Origin of the sequence: Xanthomonas hortorum pv. pelargonii (assembly GCF_024499015.1) — a bacterium.
Taxonomy (GTDB): domain Bacteria; phylum Pseudomonadota; class Gammaproteobacteria; order Xanthomonadales; family Xanthomonadaceae; genus Xanthomonas; species Xanthomonas hortorum_B.
Map to the genome: position 1 here is coordinate 1212471 of NZ_CP098604.1, position 21921 is coordinate 1234391.

Here is a 21921-nt window from a genome sequence, read left to right on the forward strand (position 1 = left end):
TGCGAGCCTCCGGCGGTGCCGGAGGCTCTCCGATGTGAATTACTTCGAATACAACTCGACGATCAGCGCTTCGTTGATATCCGAAGGCAGGTCGGCACGATCCGGAACAGCCTTGAACACGCCGCTGAACTTCTTCGAATCGACTTCGACCCACGACGGCGTCATGTCGTGCTGCTCAGCCACGGTCAGGGCTTCCTGCACGCGGAGCTGCTTCTGTGCCTTTTCCGACAGCGTGATCGCATCGCCAGCCTTGATCTGGTACGAAGCCAGATTCACAGACTTGCCATTGACCAGCACGCCACGGTGCGACACCAGCTGGCGCGCGGCCGGACGGGTGACGGCAAAGCCCATGCGATAGCAGACGTTGTCCAGACGGGTTTCCAACAACTGCAGCAGGTTCTCGCCGGTGTTGCCCTTCTTGGTCGAGGCCTTCTTGTAGTAGTTGCGGAACTGACGTTCCAGCAAACCGTAGATGCGCTTGACCTTCTGCTTTTCACGCAGCTGGGTAGCGTAGTCGGAGAGCTTGCCTTTGCGAGCCGCGCCATGTTGGCCGGGCTTTTGCTCAAGCTTGCACTTGGAGTCCAGCGCACGCGCGGGGCTCTTGAGGGAAAGGTCGACGCCTTCGCGGCGGGCGAGCTTACAGGTAGGACCGATATAACGAGCCATTTCTTATCGCTCCCTTAGACGCGACGCTTCTTCGGCGGACGGCACCCGTTGTGCGGGATTGGCGTCACGTCGATGATGTTGGTGATCTTGTAGCCCACGTTGTTCAACGAACGCACGGCCGACTCACGGCCCGGACCCGGACCCTTGATACGCACTTCCAGCGACTTCACGCCGTAATCGAGCGCAGCGCGGCCAGCCTTTTCGGCGGCAACCTGAGCAGCGAACGGGGTCGACTTACGCGAACCACGGAACCCGGCGCCGCCGGACGTAGCCCACGACAGTGCATTGCCCTGGCGATCGGTGATGGTGATGATGGTGTTGTTGAACGAAGCGTGGACGTGGGCGACGCCATCAGTGATGACGCGCTTGATCTTCTTCTTCGTTTTCTTTTCTGCTGGCTTTGCCATGATCTATCCCTTACTTCCTGATCGCCTTGCGCGGACCCTTACGGGTGCGGGCGTTGGTACGGGTACGCTGACCACGCAGCGGGAGACCACGACGATGACGCAGACCGCGGTAGCAGCCGAGATCCATCAGTCGCTTGATCGCGATACCGATTTCACGGCGCAGGTCGCCTTCGACGACATACTTGCCAACTTCGGCGCGCAAACGCTCGATTTCGGGTTCGGACAGATCACGAATCTTCGTGGTCGAGGTAACGCCTGCGGATTCGCAGAGCTTCTTCGAACGGGTACGGCCGATGCCGTAGATGCTTTGCAACCCGACCCAGACGTGCTTCTGGGCTGGCAGGTTGACGCCTGCAATACGCGCCATGACGCGATTCTCCAACTGAGTGATGGCCCGACAGCGCCCAGGCGCCATCCGGCAGGATGGATCAAAAGTGAACTCGGAATTGTAGCAAGGCCTCGGATTGCTTTGAAGCCCGTGGAACCAGAAAGTTCCATGGACCCGGCGTGGGGAGTGTGCCCTCGCTCCGGCGCCGGACGATGTTGATCCAGAAAACTTCTCCGAATCGCCTGTACTACTCCCGCACAGGACCACCTCGTCACACCCGCGCGCGAGACGTCGCGCGAGCCGCCCTTCTGATCGGAAGATCGTCGCCCGGGAACCAGGCCGTCTTCACGTAATGAAGTTCTAGTGTACCACTTTAACCGCGCGCCAGACCGCCGCGCGAGCCGCCCTTGAGGTTGGCTTTCTTCAGCAAACTCTCATACTGGTGCGACATCAGATGCGCCTGGATCTGCGCAATGAAGTCCATCACCACCACCACCGCAATCAACAGCGAGGTGCCACCGAAGTGGAACGAGGTACCGAGCTGCGTGCGCATGATTTCCGGCAGCAGGCAGACGATCACCAGGTACAACGAACCAGCCGCAGTCAAACGCGTCAGCACGCCGTCCACATAATCCGCAGTGGCCTTGCCCGGACGAATACCTGGAATCAATGCACCGGACTTCTTGAGGTTATCGGCAGTTTCCTGCGAGTTGAACACCAGCGCGGTATAGAAGAACGCGAAGCCGATGATCAGTGCAGCGAACACCAGCATATGCACTGGCTCACCAGGCCCAAGCGCGTTGGCGATCTTCTGCAACCACGAACCCACACCACTGCCCGATGCTGCCTGACCGGACCACATCGACAACGTCGCCGGGAATGCCAGGATGCTGGATGCGAAGATCGGCGGAATCACGCCTGCCATGTTGAGCTTCAACGGCAGGAACGAGGTCTGATTCATGTAGGCATTGCGGCCGCCTTGGCGACGCGCGTAATTGACCGTGATACGCCGCTGTCCGCGTTCGACAAACACCACAAACAGCGTAAACGCCAGGATGGTGATGACGATCAGCAACAGCGAGATAAAGCTCAGATTGCCTTCGCGGAACGCTTCGACAGTCTGGATTGCGCCCGACGGAAGCCCTGCCACGATACCGGCGAAGATGATCAGCGACACACCGTTACCGATGCCGCGCTCAGTGACCTGCTCGCCAACCCACATCAAGAAGATGGTGCCGGCGGTCAGTGCAATCACTGCAGTCAGCACAAAGCCCATGCCCGGCGCGTAAACCACCGGAGCGCCACCCGGCGCGGTCTGATTCTGCAGTGCCAGCGCGATACTGCCGCCCTGCACTACTGCCAGAAGCACCGCACCGATGCGCGAATACTGGGTGATCTTGCGTCGGCCGGATTCGCCTTCTTTCTGCATCGCCTTGAGGGCGGGAAAGATGTGCGTGGCCAACTGGATCACGATCGATGCCGAAATATACGGCATCACGTTCAACGCAAAAATACTGAAACGGTGCAGGGCGCCGCCCGAGAACATGTTGAACATGTCCACGATGCCGCCACCCTGCGCCTGCATCAACGAAAGCATGGCATCGGGATTCACGCCAGGCACCGGCACATAGCAGCCGATGCGATAGACGATCAATGCCCCGAGGACGAACAACAGCCGCTGGCGAAGTTCCGTGAACTTGCCAAGCCCGCCACCGAGGTTACCAATGCCAGCCTGCGCCATCTGCCGATTACTCCTCTACGCTGCCGCCGGCAGCTTCGATTGCTGCCTTGGCGCCTGCAGTCGCAGCGACACCCTTCAGCACGAACTTCTTGCTTAGCTCGCCCTTCAGCACGATCTTCGCCTTCTTGGCGCGGCTCGGGACCAGATTGGCCGCACGCAACGCTGCAAAGTCGATCTCACCGGCTTCCAGCTTATCCAGCTGGTAGGACAACACTTCAGCGCTGTCACGCGCCATCTTGGAGCGGAAACCGATCTTCGGCAGACGACGCTGCATCGGGGTCTGGCCGCCTTCGAAACCCGCCTTGATCTTGCCGCCACCCTTGCGAGCGAACGAGCCCTTGTGGCCGCGGCCGCAGGTCTTGCCAAGGCCGGAGCCGATGCCGCGACCGACGCGCGTGCGCTCGGTACGGGCGCCGTCAGCGGGCTTGAGGTCATTGAGATGCATAGTCATGGGATTAGTCCTCAACCTTGACGAGGTAGTGAACCGTATTGATCAGGCCACGCACCTGCGGGCTGTCCTTGAGTTCACGCACATCGTTGATCTTATTCAGGCCCAACGCATGCACCGACAGGCGGTGACGCGACTGGGTACCACGCAGGCCGCGCACCAGGCGCACCTTCACAGTCTTGCCAGTGTCCTTAGCCATGGTTGAGCTCCTCCACCTTCTTGCCGCGCTTGGCCGCAACACGCGCCGGCGACTGCACTTCCGACAGACCCTTCAGCGTTGCACGCACCAAGTTGATCGGATTACGCGAACCGACCGCCTTGGCCAGCACGTTCTTCACGCCAACCGCCTCAAGCACAGCGCGCATGGCGCCGCCCGCGATGACGCCGGTACCTTCCGAAGCAGGCTGCATGTAAACGCGAGCCGCGCCATGACCGGACTTGACGGCATGCCACAAGGTGCCGTTGTTCAGATCGACAGTCGCCAGATTCTTGCGCGCCTGCTCCATCGACTTCTGAATGGCGACCGGCACTTCGCGCGCCTTGCCGTAACCGAAACCAACCTTGCCCAGACCATCGCCGACCACGGTCAACGCGGTGAAGGTGAACTGGCGACCGCCCTTGACCGTCTTGCTGACGCGATTGACCGCGACCAGCTTCTCGATCATGCCATCGTCGACTTTCTCTTCGCGGTTACGGTCGCGATCACGACCCCGCGGTGCACGTTCTTCTGCCATCTTGATTCCTTGATTGATTGAGTATGTACGGCTCGGGGCCGCTTATGGTTGTGGAATGGAACTGTGTTCCCGGCACCGTTGCAAAAGAACGGGACAGTCCGGCATCTCCCCTGCCGGCGGTAACGCGACTGTGGACGATGGCCACAGTCGCAGCAGTGCTTAGAACTTCAAGCCGCCTTCGCGAGCTGCGTCAGCCAGCGCCTTGATACGGCCGTGGTAGCGGTAGCCCGAGCGATCGAATGCGACCTTCTCGATACCCGCAGCCTTGGCGCGCTCGGCGATCAGCTTGCCGACCTTGACGGCCGCATCGCTGTTCTTGCCGTTCTTCAGACCTTCCTTGACGTCGGCCTGCAGCGTGTTCGCAGCAGCGATCACTTTGGAGCCGTCGGCAGTGAAGACCTGCGCATACAGATGCTGGCCGGTGCGCAGCACCGACAAGCGGGCGACGCCCAGCTCACGAATGTGCGAACGGGTGGACTTGGCGCGACGCAGACGGGCGATGTTCTTGTTGATGCTCATGATATTTATCCTACGGAAGCTGAAGGAAAACAGGCTTTTGCATTGAAAAGTCCGGCCATGGATGGCCGGGCTCCTAGCAGAGGGACCTGCCTTACGCCTTCTTGGCTTCCTTGCGAATGATGACTTCACCGGCGTACTTCACACCCTTGCCCTTGTAGGGCTCCGGCGGACGGAAACCGCGAATTTTGGCGGCGACTTCGCCGACGCGCTGCTTGTCGGCACCCTGGACCAGAATTTCGGTCTGGGTCGGGGTCGACAGCGTGATGCCTTCCGGCGCCACGAACACCAGCGGGTGCGAGAAACCGAGCGCCAGGCTCAGATCCTTGCCCTGCATGGCGGCGCGGTAACCGACGCCGACCAGCTCAAGCTTGCGCTCGAAGCCGTCGGACACACCCTTGACCATGTTGGCCAGGATGGCGCGCACGGTGCCGGTGATGGCCAGCTGCGACGGATCATTGGCCGACAGGGTTGCAACATCGCCGTCGATGGCGATTTCGACGCCAACCGGCTTCGGCAGGGTCAGGGTGCCTTTCGGGCCCTTGACGCTGACCAGCTCGGGCTGGACGTTGAGCTCAACACCCTTCGGAAGGGACACAGGCTTCTTGGCTACACGGGACATGTTCGATTCCTTCCCTTAGGCCACGAAGCACAGGACTTCACCACCAACGCCGGCTTCGCGAGCCTGCGCATCGGTCATGATGCCTTTCGACGTGGAGATGATGGCGACGCCCAGTCCACCCAGGACCTTGGGCAGCTCGGTCTTGCCGCGGTACTGGCGCAGACCCGAGCGCGAGAAACGCTTCAAGGTCTCGATGACCGGACGGCCTTCGAAATACTTCAGCACGATTTCCAGCTCCGACTTGTTGTTCTCGGTCGCTGTCACGCGCAGGTCGGTGATGTAACCCTCGTCCTTCAGGACTTGGGCGATCGCAACCTTGATCTTGGACGACGGCAATTTCACCGTCTGCTTACCAACCGCGGCCGCATTCTTGATGCGTACCAGCAGGTCGGCGATGGGATCAGTCATGCTCATATGAGTACCTTTGAGTGCACCGATATCCGCTTTCGCGAAAATCTTGTGTTTTCCTGGGGATGGGCCAGGACCCTTTACGACGTGCCAAGCCTGTACAGGCAAGATAGAAGCGGAAGTATACGACAAAAGAGCCCGACTTGCGTCGGACTCCCTTGTTGAACAGAACAATCCTGTTCAAACCGGCCGCGAACGGCCGGAAAGCTGTTACCAGCTTGCCTTACGCAGGCCCGGAACGTCGCCGTTCATCGTGGCCTTGCGCAGCATGTTGCGACCCAGACCGAACTTGCGGTAGACACCGCGCGGACGACCGGAAAGTTCGCAACGGTTGCGGTGGCGGCTCGGCGACGAATCGCGCGGCAGCTTCTGCAACTTGGTCGAGGCATCGATCTTCTCTTCGTAGGACGCATCCTGACTGGAGAGGATCTTCTTCAGCGCATCACGCTTGCCGGCAAATTTCTTCGCCAACTTTGCACGCTTGATGTCGCGGTGGATCATGGAGGTCTTTGCCATTTCGGATGTCCTCTACGGTCAGTTACGGAACGGGAACTTGAACGCTGCCAGCAGCGCCTTCGCTTCCGCATCCGTCTTGGCGGTGGTGGTGATGGCGATATCCATACCGCGGATCGCGTCGACAGCGTCGAAATCGATTTCCGGGAAGATGATCTGTTCCTTCACACCCATGTTGAAATTGCCACGACCGTCAAAGGAACGACCGGAAACACCACGGAAGTCGCGCACGCGCGGCAGCGAGATGTTGATCAGACGATCCAGGAACTCGTACATCTTGGCGCGACGCAACGTGGTCTTGCAGCCGATCGGCCAACCGTCACGGATCTTGAACGATGCGACCGAAACGCGCGACTTGGTGACCACCGGCTTTTGACCGGAGATCTTGGACATGTCGCCGACTGCATTTTCCAGAATCTTCTTGTTGGTGGCCGCCTCGCCCACGCCCATATTGAGCGTGACCTTGACCAGCCTCGGCACCTGCATCGGATTGGTGTAGCCGAACTCCTTCATCAGGGCCGGCACCACGTTTTCCTTGTAAAACTTTTCGAGACGAGTGTTCATGATCGCATTCCTCAGGCGTCGAGCGCCTCACCGCTGGAGCGGAACACACGCAATTTGCGTCCATCCTCCAGCACCTTGAAGCCAACGCGCTCGCCCTTGCCCGTTGCCGGGTTGACGATATTGACGTTGGAGATATGGATCGACGCTTCACGCTCGACCACGCCGCCGGCGACACCCGCCTGCGGGTTCGGCTTGGTGTGGCGCTTGATGATGTTGGCATTGGAGACGATCACGCGATCGCCATCCACACGCACAACTTCACCCTGCTTACCCTTGTCCTTGCCGGTATTGATGACGACCTGGTCGCCCTTCTTGATACGGTTAGCCATGTATATGTCCTCCGCTCACAGCACTTCGGGAGCGAGCGAGACGATCTTCATGAACTTCTCGGAACGCAGCTCGCGCGTCACCGGCCCGAAGATGCGGGTCCCGATCGGCTCCTGCTTATTGTTCAACAGCACAGCGGCGTTGCCATCGAAGCGAATCAGCGAACCGTCGGGACGGCGCACACCCTTGCGGGTACGCACCACGACGGCGTCGTAGACTTCGCCTTTCTTGACCTTGCCACGCGGAATGGCGTCCTTGACGGTCACCTTGATGATGTCACCAATGTGTGCGTAGCGGCGCTTCGAGCCGCCCAGCACCTTGATGCACATCACTTCCTTGGCACCCGAATTGTCGGCCACATCGAGGTAGCTCTGCATCTGGATCATGATTCAGATCTCCCTTAGCCGGCCGAACGGGTGACGATTTCAACCACCCGCCAGTTCTTGGTCTTGGACATTGGAGCAATCTCGGTCACACGCACGACGTCGCCTTCATTACAGGCATTGTCGGCGTCGTGTGCGTGCAGCTTGGTCGAGCGCTTGATGTACTTGCCGTACAGAGCATGCTTGACCTGGCGCTCCACCAACACGGTGACCGTCTTGTCCATCTTGTTGCTGACGACACGGCCTTCGACCGTGCGCAGCGCTTGCTTTTCGTTGTTATCGCTCATCGCGGCCGTCCTTACTTGGTGCTGCCGAGCAGGTACTTGACGCGAGCAATCTCGCGGCGTACCCGGCGGGTATCGTGGGTCTTCGGCAGCTGGCCGGTGACCTGCTGCATACGGAGCGAGAACTGCTCCTTACGCAAATCGGTCAGGTGGGCCTTCAGTTCGTCAGCCGACTTCTCGCGGAGTTGTTTGATGTCCATCAGCGCACCGTCCGGGTCACGAAAGTGGTAGTCACCGACAGCTTCGCGGCGGCAAGGCGGAATGCCTCACGTGCGACATCTTCGGGAATACCTTCGATTTCATAGATCATGCGACCCGGCTGAATCTGCGCGACCCAGTACTCCACGTTGCCCTTACCGGAGCCCATGCGGACTTCGATCGGCTTCTTGGTGATCGGCTTGTCGGGGAACACACGAATCCACATCTTGCCGCCCTTTTTGACGTGGCGGCTGATCGTACGACGTGCTGCTTCAATCTGACGCGCGGTCAGCTGACCGTGCGCGGTTGCCTTGAGGCCGTACTCGCCGAAGCTGACGGCGTTTCCGCTCCATGCCAGGCCGTCGTTACGGCCCTTGTGCATCTTGCGATATTTGGTTCGCTTGGGTTGCAACATTGCCGTTACCTCGCTTCACGAGCCGGGCGCGAAGGACGGTCACCACGGTCGCCGCGATCGTTACGATCGTTGCGCGGGCTGTCGTCCTGCTTCTCCTGGCCAACCTGGGAGAAGTCAAAGACCTCACCCTTATAGATCCAGACCTTGATACCGATGATGCCGTACGTCGTGGACGCCTCGGCAAAACCATAATCAATGTCGGCACGTAGCGTGTGCAGCGGCACGCGGCCTTCGCGGTACCACTCCGAACGGGCGATTTCTGCACCGTTGAGGCGGCCAGCCACGTTGACCTTGATGCCCAGGGCACCCAGGCGCATCGCGTTACCGACCGAGCGCTTCATTGCACGGCGGAACATGATGCGACGCTCTAGCTGCTGCGCGATCGACTCGGCGACCAGCTGCGCATCCAGCTCCGGCTTGCGCACTTCGGTGACGTTGATGTGGGCAGGAACACCCATCATCGCGCTCACTTCCTTACGCAGCTTTTCGATGTCCTCACCACGCTTGCCGATCACCACGCCCGGACGGGCAGTGTGGATCGTCACGCGGGCGGTTTTGGCAGGGCGCTCGATCAAGATCTTGCTGATACCTGCCTGCGCGAGCTTCTTGCGCAGCATTTCACGCACTTTCAGGTCGGCTGCCAGATAACCGGCAAAATCGGCCTTGTTTGCGTACCACTTGGAATTCCAGTCCTTGGCGATGCCAAGACGGATTCCAGTCGGATGAACTTTATGACCCATGGTCTTTTCCTTTCCGCTTACTTGGCGGCGCCAACAATCACAGTGATGTGACTGGTGCGCTTGAGGATGCGGGTACCGCGGCCTTTCGCCCGCGCCATGAAACGCTTCAGGGAGGGACCTTCATCAACCATGATGGTCTTGACCTTCAGCTCGTCGACATCCGCGCCCTGATTGTTCTCGGCATTTGCAATAGCCGACTCCACTACCTTTTTGATCAGGTGTGCAGCCTTCTTGTCCGAGAACTTCAGCAGATTGACCGCACGTTCGGCGGACAGTCCACGCACCTGATCAGCGACCAGGCGGGCCTTCTGCGGGGAGATGCGCGCGGTGCGCAGGATTGCTTTCGCTTCCATCGTCATCTCTCCTTACCTGCTCGACTTCTTGTCGCCACCGTGACCCTTGAAGGTCCGGGTGACGGCAAATTCGCCGAGCTTGTGGCCGACCATATTCTCGTTGACGAGCACCGGAATGTGGTTCTTACCGTTATGCACGGCGATGGTGATGCCTACCATTTCGGGCAGGATCATCGAACGGCGCGACCAGGTCTTGATCGGCTTCTTGCTACCCGCAGCGGACTCCACCTTCTTTGCAAGGTGGTGATCGACGAACGGGCCCTTCTTAAGTGAACGTGCCATGGTCGATTAGCCCCTACGATCGCGGACGATGAATTGCTGGGTGCGCTTGTTCTTGCGCGTCTTGTAACCCTTGGTCGGAACACCCCACGGGGTGACCGGATGCGGATTACCCTGACCAGCCTTCGCTTCACCACCACCGTGCGGATGGTCGACCGGGTTCATGGCCGCACCGCGAACTGTCGGACGAACACCGCGCCAGCGCTTGGCGCCAGCCTTGCCCAGCTTCTCGAGGTTGTGCTCGTCGTTACCGACTTCACCGATGGTGGCGCGGCACTCGACCGGCACCTTGCGCATTTCACCCGAGCGCAGACGCAGCGTGGCATAGATGCCTTCGCGAGCGACCAGCTGGACGGCAGCACCGGCAGCACGTGCGATCTGAGCGCCCTTACCCGGCTTCAGCTCGATACCGTGCACCGTCGTACCGACCGGGATGTTGCGCAGCGGCAGCGTGTTGCCGGTCTTGATCGGTGCGTTGGCACCGGCAATGACCTGATCGCCAGCCTTCAAGCCCTTGGGGGCAATGATGTAGCGACGCTCGCCGTCGACATAGCACAGCAGGGCGATATGAGCGGTACGGTTCGGATCGTATTCGATCCGCTCCACACGCGCCGGAATGCCTTCCTTGTTGCGCTTGAAGTCGATGATGCGGTACTGCTGCTTGTGGCCACGACCGACGTGACGCACGGTGATGCGGCCATGGTGGTTACGACCACCGGACTTGCTCTGCGACTCGAGCAGCGCCGCGTGCGGTGCGCCCTTGTGCAGATCGGGAGTAACCACACGCACGGCGGAACGACGGCCGGGAGAGGTGGGTTTGAACTTCATCAATGGCATGGGATGGACCTCAGGCCTTAGCCGTTACGTCGATGGACTGACCATCAACCAGGCGGACGTACGCCTTGCGCCAATTGCCGCGGCTACCAGCACGGTTACGGAAGGACTTGCTCTTGCCCTTGACGTTGACCACGTTGACAGCTTTGACCTTGACGTCGAACAGCTGCTCAACCGCGGCCTTTACATCGGCTTTGGTGGCTTCGTTCGAAACTTCGAAGACATACTGGTTGGAGATTTCCTGCAGGCGCGCGGTCTTTTCAGAGACTCGCGGAGCACGCAGCACGCTGAAGATTTTTTCGTTGCTGCTCATGCCAGCCACTCCTCGATCTTCTTGACCGCATCGGCGGTGATCACGACCGTATCGGCCCCGACCAGAGCGACCGGATCCAGACCCTGCACATCACGCACCTGCACATACGGCAGATTGCGAGCGGACAGGTACAGGTGCTCGGAGGCTTCCTCGGTGACGATCAGCGGGCGCTTGCCCACGTCCAGTCCCTTCAGCTTCTCGATCAGACCCTGGGTCTTGGTTGCTTCGACGTCGAACGCTTCGACGATCATCAGGCGACCCTGGCGATTAAGCTCAGAGAAGATCGCGCAGATGGCCGCACGGTACATCTTGCGGTTGACTTTCTGTTCGAAGCTGCGCGGCTTGGCCGCGAAGGTCACGCCGCCACCGACGAAGATCGGAGCCGTCAGCGCGCCATGACGCGCACCGCCGCCCTTCTGCTTCTTCGACTTCTTGGTCGTGCCCGCAACTTCCGAACGTGTCTTCTGAGCCTTGGTACCAGCGCGACCGGCATTGCGATAAGCGACGACGACCTGGTGAACCAGATCTTCGCTGAATTCGCGACCGAACACGGCATCGGAGACCGAGACCTTGTTGTTACTACCCGTGATAACGAGTTCCATCGTCATCTCTCCTTATGCCTTGCTCGCCGGACGGACGATCACGTCGCCACCAGCTGCGCCAGGCACGGCGCCGCGGATAGCAATCAGACCACGCTCGACGTCGACCTTGACCACTTCCAGGTTCTGCGTGCTTTGCTGCACGGCGCCCATGTGGCCCGACATCTTCTTACCCGGGAAAACACGACCCGGGGTCTGGCGCTGACCCAACGAACCCGGCGCGCGATGCGACAGCGAGTTACCGTGAGTTGCATCGCCCATACGGAAGTTGTAGCGCTTGATGGTGCCCTGGAAACCCTTACCCTTGGTGACGCCCTGGACGTCGACCTTCTGGCCGACCTCGAAGATGTCCGCCTTGATCTCGCCGCCGACGGCGAAATCGCCGAGCTGCGCATCTTCAACGCGGAATTCCCACAGGCCGCGACCCGCTTCCACCTTCGCCTTGGCGAAGTGACCAGCAGCCGGCTTGTTGACCAGTGCGGCGCGACGGGCACCAACGGTAATCTGCACTGCGCTGTAGCCGTCAGCCTCAACGGTCTTGATCTGCGCGATGCGGTTTGGAGTTGCTTCGATCAGCGTGACCGGTACCGAGCGGCCGTCTTCAGTAAAGACGCGGCTCATACCAGCCTTGCGGCCTACGAAGCCCAACGAATATTTCTTCGTCATGGTCGTAGTCCTCAGGTCAGCTTGATCTGGACGTCGACGCCAGCCGCGAGTTCGAGCTTCATCAGCGCGTCCACGGTCTTGTCGTTCGGGTCGACGATATCGAGCACACGCTTGTGCGTGCGGGTTTCGTATTGGTCACGCGCATCCTTGTCGGCATGCGGGGATACGAGGATGGTGTAACGTTCGATCTTGGTCGGCAACGGGATCGGGCCACGCACTTGCGCGCCGGTCCGCTTAGCCGTTTCGACGATCTCGCTGGCCGAACGGTCGATCAATCGATGATCGAACGCCTTCAACCGAATCCGGATCTTTTGTTCCGACATGACGGAAGCTTCCTTCGTTAAAAGAGCGACGGGCAAGGCCTCTGGGATACCTGCCCCGATATTCCTGCGTAGATGAAATCGCCGTGCGTCCTGCCAGCGAGGGCATTTCCTCCGCCCAAAAACTGAGGCAGGCCGGTAAACCGGTCTGCCCAGACGGAAAAGTATAGTGCGCAACGAGAGCACCGTCAACAACACGTGAGTTGTTGAGTGCTCCATGCAACGCGACCTTCCCGGTCTGGCGAACACGAGCGGCTTCCTGCCGTTCTTTTCGCTGTAACTCCGCGCCCTACCCAGGGACACCGAGCCGCGTATTATAGCGAGGTGTTTTTATTGACGCAAGCACCCCGCCCCGCAAATGACTCTGTACGCGCAGATTTCCGCCCAACAAAAAGGGCCGGCTTGCGCCGACCCTTTGCGTTGCTTACTTGCTGATCCGGCGACGAGACGTCGCCAGACCGCAGGCACTTACTTGATGATCTTGGCAACCACGCCGGCGCCGACGGTACGGCCGCCTTCACGAATGGCGAAGCGCAGACCTTCGTCCATCGCGACCGGGTTGATCAGGGTCACGACCATCTTCACGTTGTCGCCCGGCATCACCATCTCCACGCCTTCCGGCAACTGGCACGCGCCAGTGATGTCGGTGGTGCGGAAGTAGAACTGCGGACGGTAGCCCTTGAAGAACGGGGTATGACGACCACCCTCATCCTTCGACAGCACATAGACTTCGGCTTCGAACTCGGTGTGCGGCTTGATCGAACCCGGCTTGCACAGCACCTGGCCGCGCTCCACGTCGTCACGCTTGGTGCCGCGCAGCAGCAGACCGGCGTTGTCGCCCGCCTGACCCTGATCCAGCAGCTTGCGGAACATTTCAACGCCGGTGACGGTGGTCTTCTGCGTGTCGCGGATACCGACGATTTCGATTTCGTCGCCGACCTTGATGATGCCGCGCTCGATACGACCGGTCACCACGGTGCCACGACCCGAGATCGAGAACACGTCTTCGACCGGCATCAGGAACGGACGGTCGACGTCGCGCGTCGGCTCCGGGATGAAGGTGTCGAGGGCTTCGACCAGGCGCAGGATCGCCGGCACGCCGATTTCGCTCTGATCGCCTTCCAGCGCCAGACGGGCCGAACCGTGGATGATCGGGGTGTCGTCGCCCGGGAACTCGTACTTGCTCAGGAGTTCACGCACTTCCATCTCGACCAGCTCGAGCAGCTCGGCGTCGTCGACCATGTCGGCCTTGTTCAGGAACACGACGATGTGCGGCACACCGACCTGACGCGAGAGCAGGATGTGCTCACGGGTCTGCGGCATCGGGCCATCGGCAGCCGAACACACCAGGATCGCGCCATCCATCTGCGCTGCACCGGTGATCATGTTCTTGACGTAGTCGGCGTGGCCGGGGCAATCGACGTGCGCGTAGTGACGGTTCTCGGATTCGTACTCGACGTGTGCGGTCGAGATCGTGATGCCGCGTGCCTTCTCTTCCGGCGCTGCGTCGATCGCGTCGTACGCCTTGAACTCGCCACCGAAACGCTCGGCACCGATCTTGGTCAGCGCAGCGGTCAACGTGGTCTTGCCATGGTCGACGTGACCGATGGTGCCGACGTTCACGTGCGGCTTCTTGCGCTCAAATTTAGCTTTTGCCATGACTCACTAACCTCTAATTGGAAATTTTTGTTTGAAGCGACTGAGCGAACTCAGCCCTTCTTGGTGACGGCGTCGGCGATGTTGGTCGGCGCCTCTTCGTAATGGTCGAATTCCATCGAGAACGTCGCACGACCCTGGCTCATCGAGCGCAGCGAAGTCGCGTAACCGAACATCTCACCCAGCGGAATCATCGCATTGATGATCTTGCCCGACGGGCTGTCGTCCTGACCCTGCAACACGCCACGACGGCGGCTCACGTCGCCCATCACGTCACCCAGGTAATCCTCCGGGCTGACGATCTCGACCTTCATGATCGGCTCAAGCAACACCGGGCTGGCTTTCGCAAAGCCCTGCTTGAACGCCATCGACGCGGCCAGCTTGAACGCCATTTCCGAGGAGTCGACGTCATGGTACGAGCCGAACACGAGCTTGACCTTGACACCCACCACCGGGAAGCCGGCGATCGGACCACTGGTGATCGTTTCGCGCAGACCCTTTTCGACCGAGGGGATGAATTCCTTCGGAATGATGCCGCCAGTGATGTCGTTGATGAAGAGGAAATCGTCTTTGACGTTGTCGTTCTTGCGATCTTCTTCGGTCATCGGCGACAGCTCGATCACCACGTGACCGTACTGACCCTTACCACCGGACTGCTTGGCGTGCTTGTAGTCGGACTTGACGTCGGTCTTGCGGATCGTTTCGCGATACGCAACCTGCGGCTTGCCAACGTTGGCCTCGACATTGAACTCGCGACGCATGCGGTCGACGATGATGTCCAGGTGCAACTCGCCCATGCCGGAGATGATGGTCTGGCCGGATTCTTCGTCGGTCTTGACGCGGAACGAGGGATCTTCCTGCGCCAGACGACCCAGCGCCGTACCCATCTTTTCCTGGTCCGACTTGGTCTTCGGCTCCACCGCCATCGAGATCACCGGCTCCGGGAAAATCATGCGTTCCAGGGTGATGATCTTGTCCTGCGCACACAGCGTATCGCCGGTGGTGACGTCCTTCAGACCCACGGCTGCGGCGATGTCGCCAGCGCGCACTTCCTTGATCTCTTCGCGATTGTTGGAGTGCATCTGCAGGATGCGGCCCACGCGCTCTTTCTTCGACTTGACCGGGTTATAGACCTGGTCGCCGGAGTTCAGCGTGCCCGAATAGACACGGAAGAACGTCAGCGAGCCCACGAACGGGTCGGTCATGATCTTGAACGCCAACGCCGAGAACGGCGCGGTATCGGTCGCCGGACGGGTGTCTTCCTTCTCGTCTTCGTCGATGCCCTGGACCGGCGGACGGTCGGCCGGCGACGGCAACAGGTGCACGACGCCGTCGAGCATGGCCTGCACGCCCTTGTTCTTGAACGCCGAGCCACAGAACACCGGCACGATCTCGACCTTCAGGGTGCGCTCGCGCAGACCCACCAGAATCTCTTCTTCGGTCAGGTCGCCTTCGTTGAGGTACTTGTCCATCAGGTCTTCGCTGGCTTCTGCAGCCGCTTCAACCATGAACGAACGCGCCTCGGTCGCAATCTCGACCAGATCGGCCGGGATGTCACCGTATTCGAAGGTGGTGCCCTGCGAGGCAACATCCCAATGGATCGCCTTCATCTTCAGCAGGTCGACCACGCCCTCGAAACCGTCTTCAGCACCGATCGGCACCTGCATCGGCACGGCGTAGGCTCCCAGACGGGCCTTCAGCTGCTCGACGACCTTGTCGAAGTTGGCACCGGTACGGTCCATCTTGTTGACGAAAGCCATGCGCGGCACGGAATACTTGTTGGCCTGCCGCCACACGGTCTCGGACTGCGGCTGCACGCCACCCACGGCGCACAGTACGAACACCGCACCGTCGAGCACGCGCAAGGAGCGCTCCACTTCGATGGTGAAGTCGACGTGCCCAGGGGTGTCGATGATGTTGAGGCGATGCTGCGGCATGGACTTGTCCATACCCGACCAGAACGCGGTGGTGGCAGCGGAAGTGATGGTGATACCACGCTCCTGCTCCTGCTCCATCCAGTCCATCACCGCAGCGCCGTCATGGACTTCGCCGATCTTGTGACTGACGCCGGTGTAAAACAGGATGCGTTCGGATGTGGTGGTCTTGCCGGCATCGATGTGGGCCATGATGCCGAAGTTGCGGTAACGCTCGATAGGGGTGGTGCGGGCCACGGGGAGCCTCTCAATTTCTTGGATTTCGGATGGCCGAACGCCGCCTTTCGGCGGCCTTCGGATTTAGATGCGACGCTAATCGCGCGTCGCAAACAGCACTCAGATGGTGCTGAAGGGCCCCGTTACCAAGGCCCACGAGGTCACCAGCGGTAGTGTGCGAACGCCTTGTTCGCCTCCGCCATACGGTGCGTCTCTTCGCGCTTCTTGATCGCGCCGCCACGGCTTTCCGAGGCGTCCAACAGTTCTGCAGCCAGCTTGCGCGGCATGGTGTTCTCGCCACGCTTACGCGCGGAATCGATCAACCAGCGCATTGCCAGCGCCGTGCGACGGGAGGAGCGCACTTCGACGGGCACCTGATAGGTAGCACCACCGACGCGACGCGATTTAACTTCGACAGCCGGGGCCACGTTGTCCAGTGCTTTCTGCACCAGCTCGACGGCATTCGGATTCTTTTCGCCAATGACGTCCATCGCGCCATAGACAATTTTCTCAGCAACCGACTTCTTGCCACTTTGCATCACCATATTGATGAAGCGGGCAATGGTTTCGCTGCCATGCTTTGGATCAGGCAGGACGGTGCGCTGCGGAGTAGAACCTTTACGGGACATTGGAGTATTTCCTTAGCTCTTCGGGCGCTTGGCGCCGTACTTGGAACGACCTTGACGGCGCTTTGCGACGCCGGCGGCGTCCAGCGAACCACGGACGGTGTGATAACGCACACCGGGAAGATCCTTGACGCGGCCACCGCGAATCAGGACCACGGAGTGCTCCTGCAGGTTGTGGCCTTCACCACCGATGTAGCTGATGATCTCTTCCTGGTTCGTCAGGCGCACTTTGGCAACCTTACGCAGGGCCGAGTTCGGCTTCTTCGGGGTAGTGGTGTAGACGCGTGTGCAGACGCCGCGGCGCTGCGGACACTTGTCCAGTGCCGGGGAGGCACTCTTGTAGGTGGTCGCTTGCCGAGGCTTGCGGACCAGCTGATTGATCGTCGTCATCAGTTGATTCTTCTGATTGAGAGGCCGAGACGGCCTTGCACGAAAACAAAGGCAGGCCGAAAAACGGCCCGCCGAGACAGGGAAGTATAGCTGGCAGGACGAAACTCCGTCAACTTCACGGAAATCTAACCCTGCTGGCCCATCCAAAGGCCGGAAAACGGAGAGCCTCCTGCCCTCCTTTTCGCTTGGCTTACGGCGATCTTGCGACCGCCGTCGGAGCGCTTACTCCTCGTCCGCGCCAGCGTCGGCCACCGTGGCGACCGGTTCGGCCACTGCCGGCTTGCCCGACAGCGTTTCCATTTCCGAGTCGGTCAGACCCGAAGACTTGCGACGTCCGGCATGGTAGGCCAGACCGGTACCGGCCGGGATCAGACGACCCACGATCACGTTTTCCTTCAGACCGCGCAGGTTGTCGCGGGTACCGCGCACGGCAGCCTCGGTCAACACGCGAGTGGTCTCCTGGAACGAAGCCGCCGAGATGAACGACTCGGTGGCCAGCGAGGCCTTGGTGATACCCAGCAGCACCGGATCGTACTTGGCCGGCAATTCGTTGCGCTTGACCAGGCGGACATTTTCCTCGATGACGCGCTGGCGCTCGACCTGCTCGCCGTTGAGGAACTTGCTGGTGCCCTGATCGGTGATCTCGACCTTACGCAGCATCTGGCGCGTGATCACCTCGATGTGCTTGTCGTTGATCTTCACGCCCTGCAGGCGATACACGTCCTGGATTTCCTTGACCAGATACGCTGCCAGCGGCTCGACACCCAGCAGACGCAGGATGTCCTGCGGGCTCGGCTCGCCGTCCACCACGGTCTCGCCCTTGGTCACGTGCTCGCCTTCGAACACGATGATCTGGCGGTACTTCGGGATCAGCTCTTCGTGTTCCGAACCATCGGTGTCCTTGATGATCAGGCGCTGCTTGCCCTTGGTGTCCTTGCCGAAGCTGATGATGCCCGAACGCTCGGCCAGGATCGCCGGATCCTTCGGCTTGCGTGCTTCGAACAGATCGGCAACGCGCGGCAGACCACCGGTGATGTCGCGGGTCTTGGATGCTTCCTGCGGGATCTTGGCGACCACGTCGCCCACGCCGACGGCGGCGCCGTCCTGCAGGTTGACGATGGAGCGCGGCGGCAACAGGTACTGGGCCGGCAGATCCGTGTTCGGGATCGTCAGATCATTGCCCTTGCCATCGACGATGCGCACGATCGGACGCAGTTCTTTGGCGTGTGCACCGCGACGCTTCGGGTCGGTGATTTCGCGCGAGGCCAGACCGGTCAGTTCGTCGGTCTTCTCGATGACGGTGACGCCGTCGACGAAGTCGATGAAACGAATGAAACCGGCCACTTCCGACACGATCGGGTGGTTATGCGGATCCCAATTGGCAACGCCCTGCCCGGCCTTGACCGCATCGCCGTCTTTGGCGGTGATGGTGGCGCCATACGGCAGCTTGTAACGCTCGCGCTCGCGGCCATGGCCATCGAGCACGGACAGTTCGCCCGAACGCGAGACCGCAACCAACGCGCCGCTGGCGTGCGCCACCGACTTGAGGTTGTTGAACTTCACCGAACCGGTGGTCTTGACGGTGATGTTGTCCACCGCAGCCGCACGCGAAGCCGCACCACCGATGTGGAACGTACGCATGGTCAGCTGGGTACCCGGCTCACCGATGGACTGTGCGGCAATGACGCCGACCGCTTCACCGATGTTGACCTGGTGACCACGTGCAAGATCGCGACCGTAGCAACGTGCGCACACGCCGAACGAGGACTCGCAGCTGATGGTCGAGCGCACCTTCACCGACTGCACGCTGGCCTCTTCCAACTTGGCAACCCAGGCTTCGTCAAGCAGCGTGTTACGGGTGACGATCGGTTCTTCGTCGTTGCCCGGCAGGTACACGTCCTCGGCCACCACACGGCCCAGCACGCGCTCCTTCAACGGCTCGACCACATCGCCGCCTTCCACGATCGGGGTCATGATCAACCCTTCGGTGGTGCCGCAGTCGACTTCGGTGATGACCACGTCCTGCGCCACGTCGACCAGACGACGGGTCAGGTAACCCGAGTTCGCGGTCTTCAGCGCGGTATCGGCCAGACCCTTACGGGCACCGTGGGTGGAGTTGAAGTACTCCTGCACGTTCAAGCCTTCGCGGAAGTTCGCCTTGATCGGCGTCTCGATGATCGAGCCATCCGGACGCGCCATCAGGCCGCGCATACCGGCCAGCTGACGGATCTGCGCCTGGCTACCACGCGCACCGGAGTCGGCCATGATGTACAGCGAATTCATCGACTTCTGGTCGATGGTTTCGCCCTTGGCATTTTCGACCTTCTCGGTACCGATGGTGTCCATCATCGCCTTGGCGATGCGCTCGCTGGTACGCGACCAGATGTCCACGACCTTGTTGTAGCGCTCGCCGGCGGTGACCAGACCGGACTGGTACTGCTCCTGGATTTCCAGCACTTCGGCTTCGGCCTCGGTGAGGATGCCCTTCTTCTCGTCCGGGATCAGCATGTCGTCGATGCCGATCGACACGCCTGCGCGTGTGGCGTAGGCATAGCCGGTGTACATCAGCTTGTCGGCGAACACGACGGTGTCCTTCAAGCCCAGCAGACGGTAGCTGGAGTTGATCAGACGCGAGATGTTCTTCTTGGTCATCTCGGTGTTGGCCAGCTGGAACGGCAGGCCTTCGGGCAGGATTTCGCTCAGCAGCGCACGACCGACCGTGGTGTCCACGATCGAGGTACCGCTGGTGCGCTTTCCATCGACCGCATTCACGTCCACCTGGGTGATACGGACCTTGACCTTGGCGTGCAGTTCCACCACGCGGTTGTCATAGGCGCGCTTCACTTCGCTGGTGTTGGCGAACACCATGCCCTCGCCCTTCTTATTCTCCAGGGCGCGGCTCATGTAATACAGGCCCAACACGACGTCCTGCGACGGCACGATGATCGGCTCGCCGTTCGCCGGCGACAGGATGTTGTTGGTGGACATCATCAGCGCACGCGCTTCCAGCTGGGCTTCCAGCGAGAGCGGCACGTGGACGGCCATCTGGTCACCGTCGAAGTCGGCGTTGAACGCAGTACACACCAGCGGATGCAGCTGGATAGCCTTGCCTTCGATCAGCACCGGCTCGAACGCCTGGATGCCCAGACGGTGCAGGGTCGGCGCACGGTTCAACAACACCGGATGCTCGCGGATCACTTCTTCCAGGATGTCCCAGACTTCAGCTTCTTCGCGCTCGACCAGCTTCTTGGCGGCCTTGATGGTGGTGGCCAGGCCGCGACGCTGCAGCTTGGCGAACACGAACGGCTTGAACAGCTCCAGCGCCATCTTCTTCGGCAGGCCGCACTGGTGCAGCTTGAGGTACGGACCGACGGTGATGACCGAACGACCGGAGTAGTCCACGCGCTTGCCGAGCAGGTTCTGACGGAACCGGCCCTGCTTGCCCTTGATCATGTCGGCCAGCGACTTCAGCGGACGCTTGTTGGTGCCGGTGATGGCACGGCCGCGACGGCCGTTGTCCAGCAGCGCATCGACCGATTCCTGCAGCATGCGCTTTTCGTTGCGCACGATGATGTCCGGCGCATTGAGCTCGAGCAGACGACGCAGACGGTTGTTGCGGTTGATCACGCGGCGGTACAGATCGTTCAGATCCGAGGTTGCGAAGCGGCCGCCATCCAGCGGCACCAGCGGACGCAGGTCCGGCGGCAGCACGGGAAGCACGGTCATGACCATCCACTCCGGACGGTTGCCCGATTCCAGGAAGGCTTCGATCAGCTTGATGCGCTTGGTCAGACGCTTGAGCTTGGTTTCCGAACCGGTGCTGGCGATTTCTTCGCGCAGACGGGTCATTTCGGACTGCAGCTCGATCGTGCGCAGCAGTTCGTACACGGCCTCGGCGCCCATGGCGGCGTCGAAGTCGTCGTTGTACTCCTGGCGTGCGGTCAGGTACTGCTCTTCGGTCAGCAGCTGGCGGCGCTCGAGCGGGGTCAGGCCCGGCTCGGTGACCACGTAGGCTTCGAAGTACAGCACGCGCTCGATATCACGCAGGGTCATGTCCAGCATCAAACCGATGCGCGAGGGCAGCGACTTGAGGAACCAGATGTGCGCGACCGGCGACGCCAGGTCGATGTGACCCATACGCTCACGACGCACCTTGGCCAGGGTGACTTCGGTGCCGCACTTTTCGCAGACCACGCCACGGTGCTTCATGCGCTTGTACTTACCGCACAGGCATTCGTAGTCCTTGATCGGACCAAAGATGGCAGCGCAGAACAGGCCGTCACGCTCGGGCTTGAAGGTGCGGTAGTTGATGGTTTCGGGCTTCTTCACTTCGCCGTAGGACCACGAACGGATCAGGTCAGGCGAGGCCAGCGCGATCTTGATCGCGTCGAAATCCAGCGTCTGGCGCTGTTGATTGAAGAGGTTGAGCAGGTCTTTCATT

The 21921-nt window shown here is 60.6% G+C and carries 30 protein-coding genes; all 30 read right to left on the reverse strand.

Annotated elements, in window-relative coordinates; translation table 11 throughout:
- Positions 1–39: 39 nt before the first annotated feature.
- A complete protein-coding gene (gene rpsD, locus NDY25_RS05335; protein WP_024938562.1) occupies positions 40–666 on the reverse strand; it encodes a 30S ribosomal protein S4 in 627 nt (208 codons plus the stop codon).
- Positions 667–680: 14 nt separating this feature from the next.
- Positions 681–1073: a 30S ribosomal protein S11 gene (gene rpsK / locus NDY25_RS05340; protein ID WP_002811645.1), complete on the reverse strand. Its 393-nt coding sequence runs from the start codon at positions 1071–1073 to the stop codon at positions 681–683.
- Between the two features lie 10 nt (positions 1074–1083).
- Positions 1084–1440: a 30S ribosomal protein S13 gene (gene rpsM, locus NDY25_RS05345; RefSeq protein WP_003486672.1), complete on the reverse strand. Its 357-nt coding sequence runs from the start codon at positions 1438–1440 to the stop codon at positions 1084–1086.
- Positions 1441–1774: 334 nt separating this feature from the next.
- Positions 1775–3142, reverse strand: a complete 1368-nt coding sequence (secY, locus tag NDY25_RS05350; protein ID WP_023902825.1) for a preprotein translocase subunit SecY — start codon at positions 3140–3142, stop codon at positions 1775–1777.
- Positions 3143–3149: 7 nt separating this feature from the next.
- The gene (rplO, locus tag NDY25_RS05355; protein ID WP_012439114.1) at positions 3150–3593 is read right to left on the reverse strand and encodes a 50S ribosomal protein L15; all 444 of its coding nucleotides are present in this window, start codon (positions 3591–3593) and stop codon (positions 3150–3152) included.
- Positions 3594–3597: 4 nt separating this feature from the next.
- A complete protein-coding gene (gene rpmD, locus NDY25_RS05360) occupies positions 3598–3789 on the reverse strand; it encodes a 50S ribosomal protein L30 (protein ID WP_006450646.1) in 192 nt (63 codons plus the stop codon).
- Entirely contained in the window at positions 3782–4324 is a 543-nt protein-coding gene (gene rpsE / locus NDY25_RS05365) for a 30S ribosomal protein S5 (protein WP_003486682.1), read from the reverse strand. The genes rpmD and rpsE overlap by 8 nt, the downstream gene beginning before the upstream one ends.
- A gap of 159 nt (positions 4325–4483) precedes the next feature.
- A complete protein-coding gene (rplR, locus tag NDY25_RS05370) occupies positions 4484–4843 on the reverse strand; it encodes a 50S ribosomal protein L18 (protein ID WP_006450644.1) in 360 nt (119 codons plus the stop codon).
- 91 nt (positions 4844–4934) lie between these two features.
- Positions 4935–5462 (reverse strand): 50S ribosomal protein L6, encoded by a 528-nt coding sequence (gene rplF / locus NDY25_RS05375; RefSeq protein WP_006450642.1) that lies wholly within the window; start codon positions 5460–5462, stop codon positions 4935–4937.
- A 15-nt stretch (positions 5463–5477) separates the two neighbouring features.
- On the reverse strand, positions 5478–5876 hold the full coding sequence (gene rpsH / locus NDY25_RS05380) for a 30S ribosomal protein S8 (RefSeq protein WP_006450641.1): 399 nt from the start codon (positions 5874–5876) through the stop codon (positions 5478–5480).
- Between the two features lie 204 nt (positions 5877–6080).
- Positions 6081–6386 (reverse strand): 30S ribosomal protein S14, encoded by a 306-nt coding sequence (rpsN, locus tag NDY25_RS05385; RefSeq protein ID WP_005917137.1) that lies wholly within the window; start codon positions 6384–6386, stop codon positions 6081–6083.
- 18 nt (positions 6387–6404) lie between these two features.
- The gene (rplE, locus tag NDY25_RS05390; protein ID WP_006450640.1) at positions 6405–6947 is read right to left on the reverse strand and encodes a 50S ribosomal protein L5; all 543 of its coding nucleotides are present in this window, start codon (positions 6945–6947) and stop codon (positions 6405–6407) included.
- An 11-nt stretch (positions 6948–6958) separates the two neighbouring features.
- On the reverse strand, positions 6959–7276 hold the full coding sequence (gene rplX / locus NDY25_RS05395) for a 50S ribosomal protein L24 (protein ID WP_006450639.1): 318 nt from the start codon (positions 7274–7276) through the stop codon (positions 6959–6961).
- 15 nt (positions 7277–7291) lie between these two features.
- On the reverse strand, positions 7292–7660 hold the full coding sequence (gene rplN, locus NDY25_RS05400; RefSeq protein WP_003486699.1) for a 50S ribosomal protein L14: 369 nt from the start codon (positions 7658–7660) through the stop codon (positions 7292–7294).
- 14 nt (positions 7661–7674) lie between these two features.
- On the reverse strand, positions 7675–7944 hold the full coding sequence (rpsQ, locus tag NDY25_RS05405) for a 30S ribosomal protein S17 (protein WP_005993374.1): 270 nt from the start codon (positions 7942–7944) through the stop codon (positions 7675–7677).
- An 11-nt stretch (positions 7945–7955) separates the two neighbouring features.
- Positions 7956–8141 (reverse strand): 50S ribosomal protein L29, encoded by a 186-nt coding sequence (gene rpmC / locus NDY25_RS05410; RefSeq protein ID WP_006450638.1) that lies wholly within the window; start codon positions 8139–8141, stop codon positions 7956–7958.
- The gene (gene rplP, locus NDY25_RS05415; protein WP_006450637.1) at positions 8141–8554 is read right to left on the reverse strand and encodes a 50S ribosomal protein L16; all 414 of its coding nucleotides are present in this window, start codon (positions 8552–8554) and stop codon (positions 8141–8143) included. The genes rpmC and rplP overlap by 1 nt, the downstream gene beginning before the upstream one ends.
- A 5-nt stretch (positions 8555–8559) precedes the next feature.
- Positions 8560–9294, reverse strand: a complete 735-nt coding sequence (gene rpsC / locus NDY25_RS05420) for a 30S ribosomal protein S3 (protein ID WP_006450636.1) — start codon at positions 9292–9294, stop codon at positions 8560–8562.
- A 17-nt stretch (positions 9295–9311) separates the two neighbouring features.
- Complete coding sequence (gene rplV, locus NDY25_RS05425) at positions 9312–9647, reverse strand: 50S ribosomal protein L22 (protein ID WP_002811686.1); 336 nt, start codon at positions 9645–9647, stop codon at positions 9312–9314.
- Between the two features lie 12 nt (positions 9648–9659).
- Positions 9660–9929, reverse strand: a complete 270-nt coding sequence (gene rpsS, locus NDY25_RS05430; RefSeq protein ID WP_005993369.1) for a 30S ribosomal protein S19 — start codon at positions 9927–9929, stop codon at positions 9660–9662.
- A 6-nt stretch (positions 9930–9935) separates the two neighbouring features.
- The gene (gene rplB, locus NDY25_RS05435) at positions 9936–10763 is read right to left on the reverse strand and encodes a 50S ribosomal protein L2 (RefSeq protein ID WP_168956973.1); all 828 of its coding nucleotides are present in this window, start codon (positions 10761–10763) and stop codon (positions 9936–9938) included.
- 10 nt (positions 10764–10773) lie between these two features.
- On the reverse strand, positions 10774–11073 hold the full coding sequence (gene rplW / locus NDY25_RS05440; protein ID WP_002811694.1) for a 50S ribosomal protein L23: 300 nt from the start codon (positions 11071–11073) through the stop codon (positions 10774–10776).
- Positions 11070–11675 carry a 50S ribosomal protein L4 gene (gene rplD / locus NDY25_RS05445; protein WP_023902821.1) on the reverse strand — a complete coding sequence of 202 codons (606 nt, stop codon included), beginning with the start codon at positions 11673–11675 and terminating at the stop codon, positions 11070–11072. The genes rplW and rplD overlap by 4 nt, the downstream gene beginning before the upstream one ends.
- A 12-nt stretch (positions 11676–11687) precedes the next feature.
- Complete coding sequence (gene rplC, locus NDY25_RS05450) at positions 11688–12338, reverse strand: 50S ribosomal protein L3 (RefSeq protein WP_006450633.1); 651 nt, start codon at positions 12336–12338, stop codon at positions 11688–11690.
- An 11-nt stretch (positions 12339–12349) separates the two neighbouring features.
- Positions 12350–12661 carry a 30S ribosomal protein S10 gene (rpsJ, locus tag NDY25_RS05455; protein WP_003486723.1) on the reverse strand — a complete coding sequence of 104 codons (312 nt, stop codon included), beginning with the start codon at positions 12659–12661 and terminating at the stop codon, positions 12350–12352.
- 465 nt (positions 12662–13126) lie between these two features.
- Positions 13127–14317, reverse strand: a complete 1191-nt coding sequence (tuf, locus tag NDY25_RS05460) for an elongation factor Tu (RefSeq protein WP_055819390.1) — start codon at positions 14315–14317, stop codon at positions 13127–13129.
- Between the two features lie 50 nt (positions 14318–14367).
- Positions 14368–16485, reverse strand: coding sequence for an elongation factor G (fusA, locus tag NDY25_RS05465; RefSeq protein WP_006450630.1), 2118 nt, complete (start codon positions 16483–16485; stop codon positions 14368–14370).
- 140 nt (positions 16486–16625) lie between these two features.
- Positions 16626–17093: a 30S ribosomal protein S7 gene (gene rpsG, locus NDY25_RS05470; protein WP_006450629.1), complete on the reverse strand. Its 468-nt coding sequence runs from the start codon at positions 17091–17093 to the stop codon at positions 16626–16628.
- Between the two features lie 12 nt (positions 17094–17105).
- Positions 17106–17480, reverse strand: coding sequence for a 30S ribosomal protein S12 (rpsL, locus tag NDY25_RS05475; RefSeq protein ID WP_006450628.1), 375 nt, complete (start codon positions 17478–17480; stop codon positions 17106–17108).
- Positions 17481–17702: 222 nt separating this feature from the next.
- On the reverse strand, positions 17703–21920 hold the full coding sequence (rpoC, locus tag NDY25_RS05480) for a DNA-directed RNA polymerase subunit beta' (protein ID WP_168956974.1): 4218 nt from the start codon (positions 21918–21920) through the stop codon (positions 17703–17705).
- Position 21921: the final 1 nt, after the last annotated feature.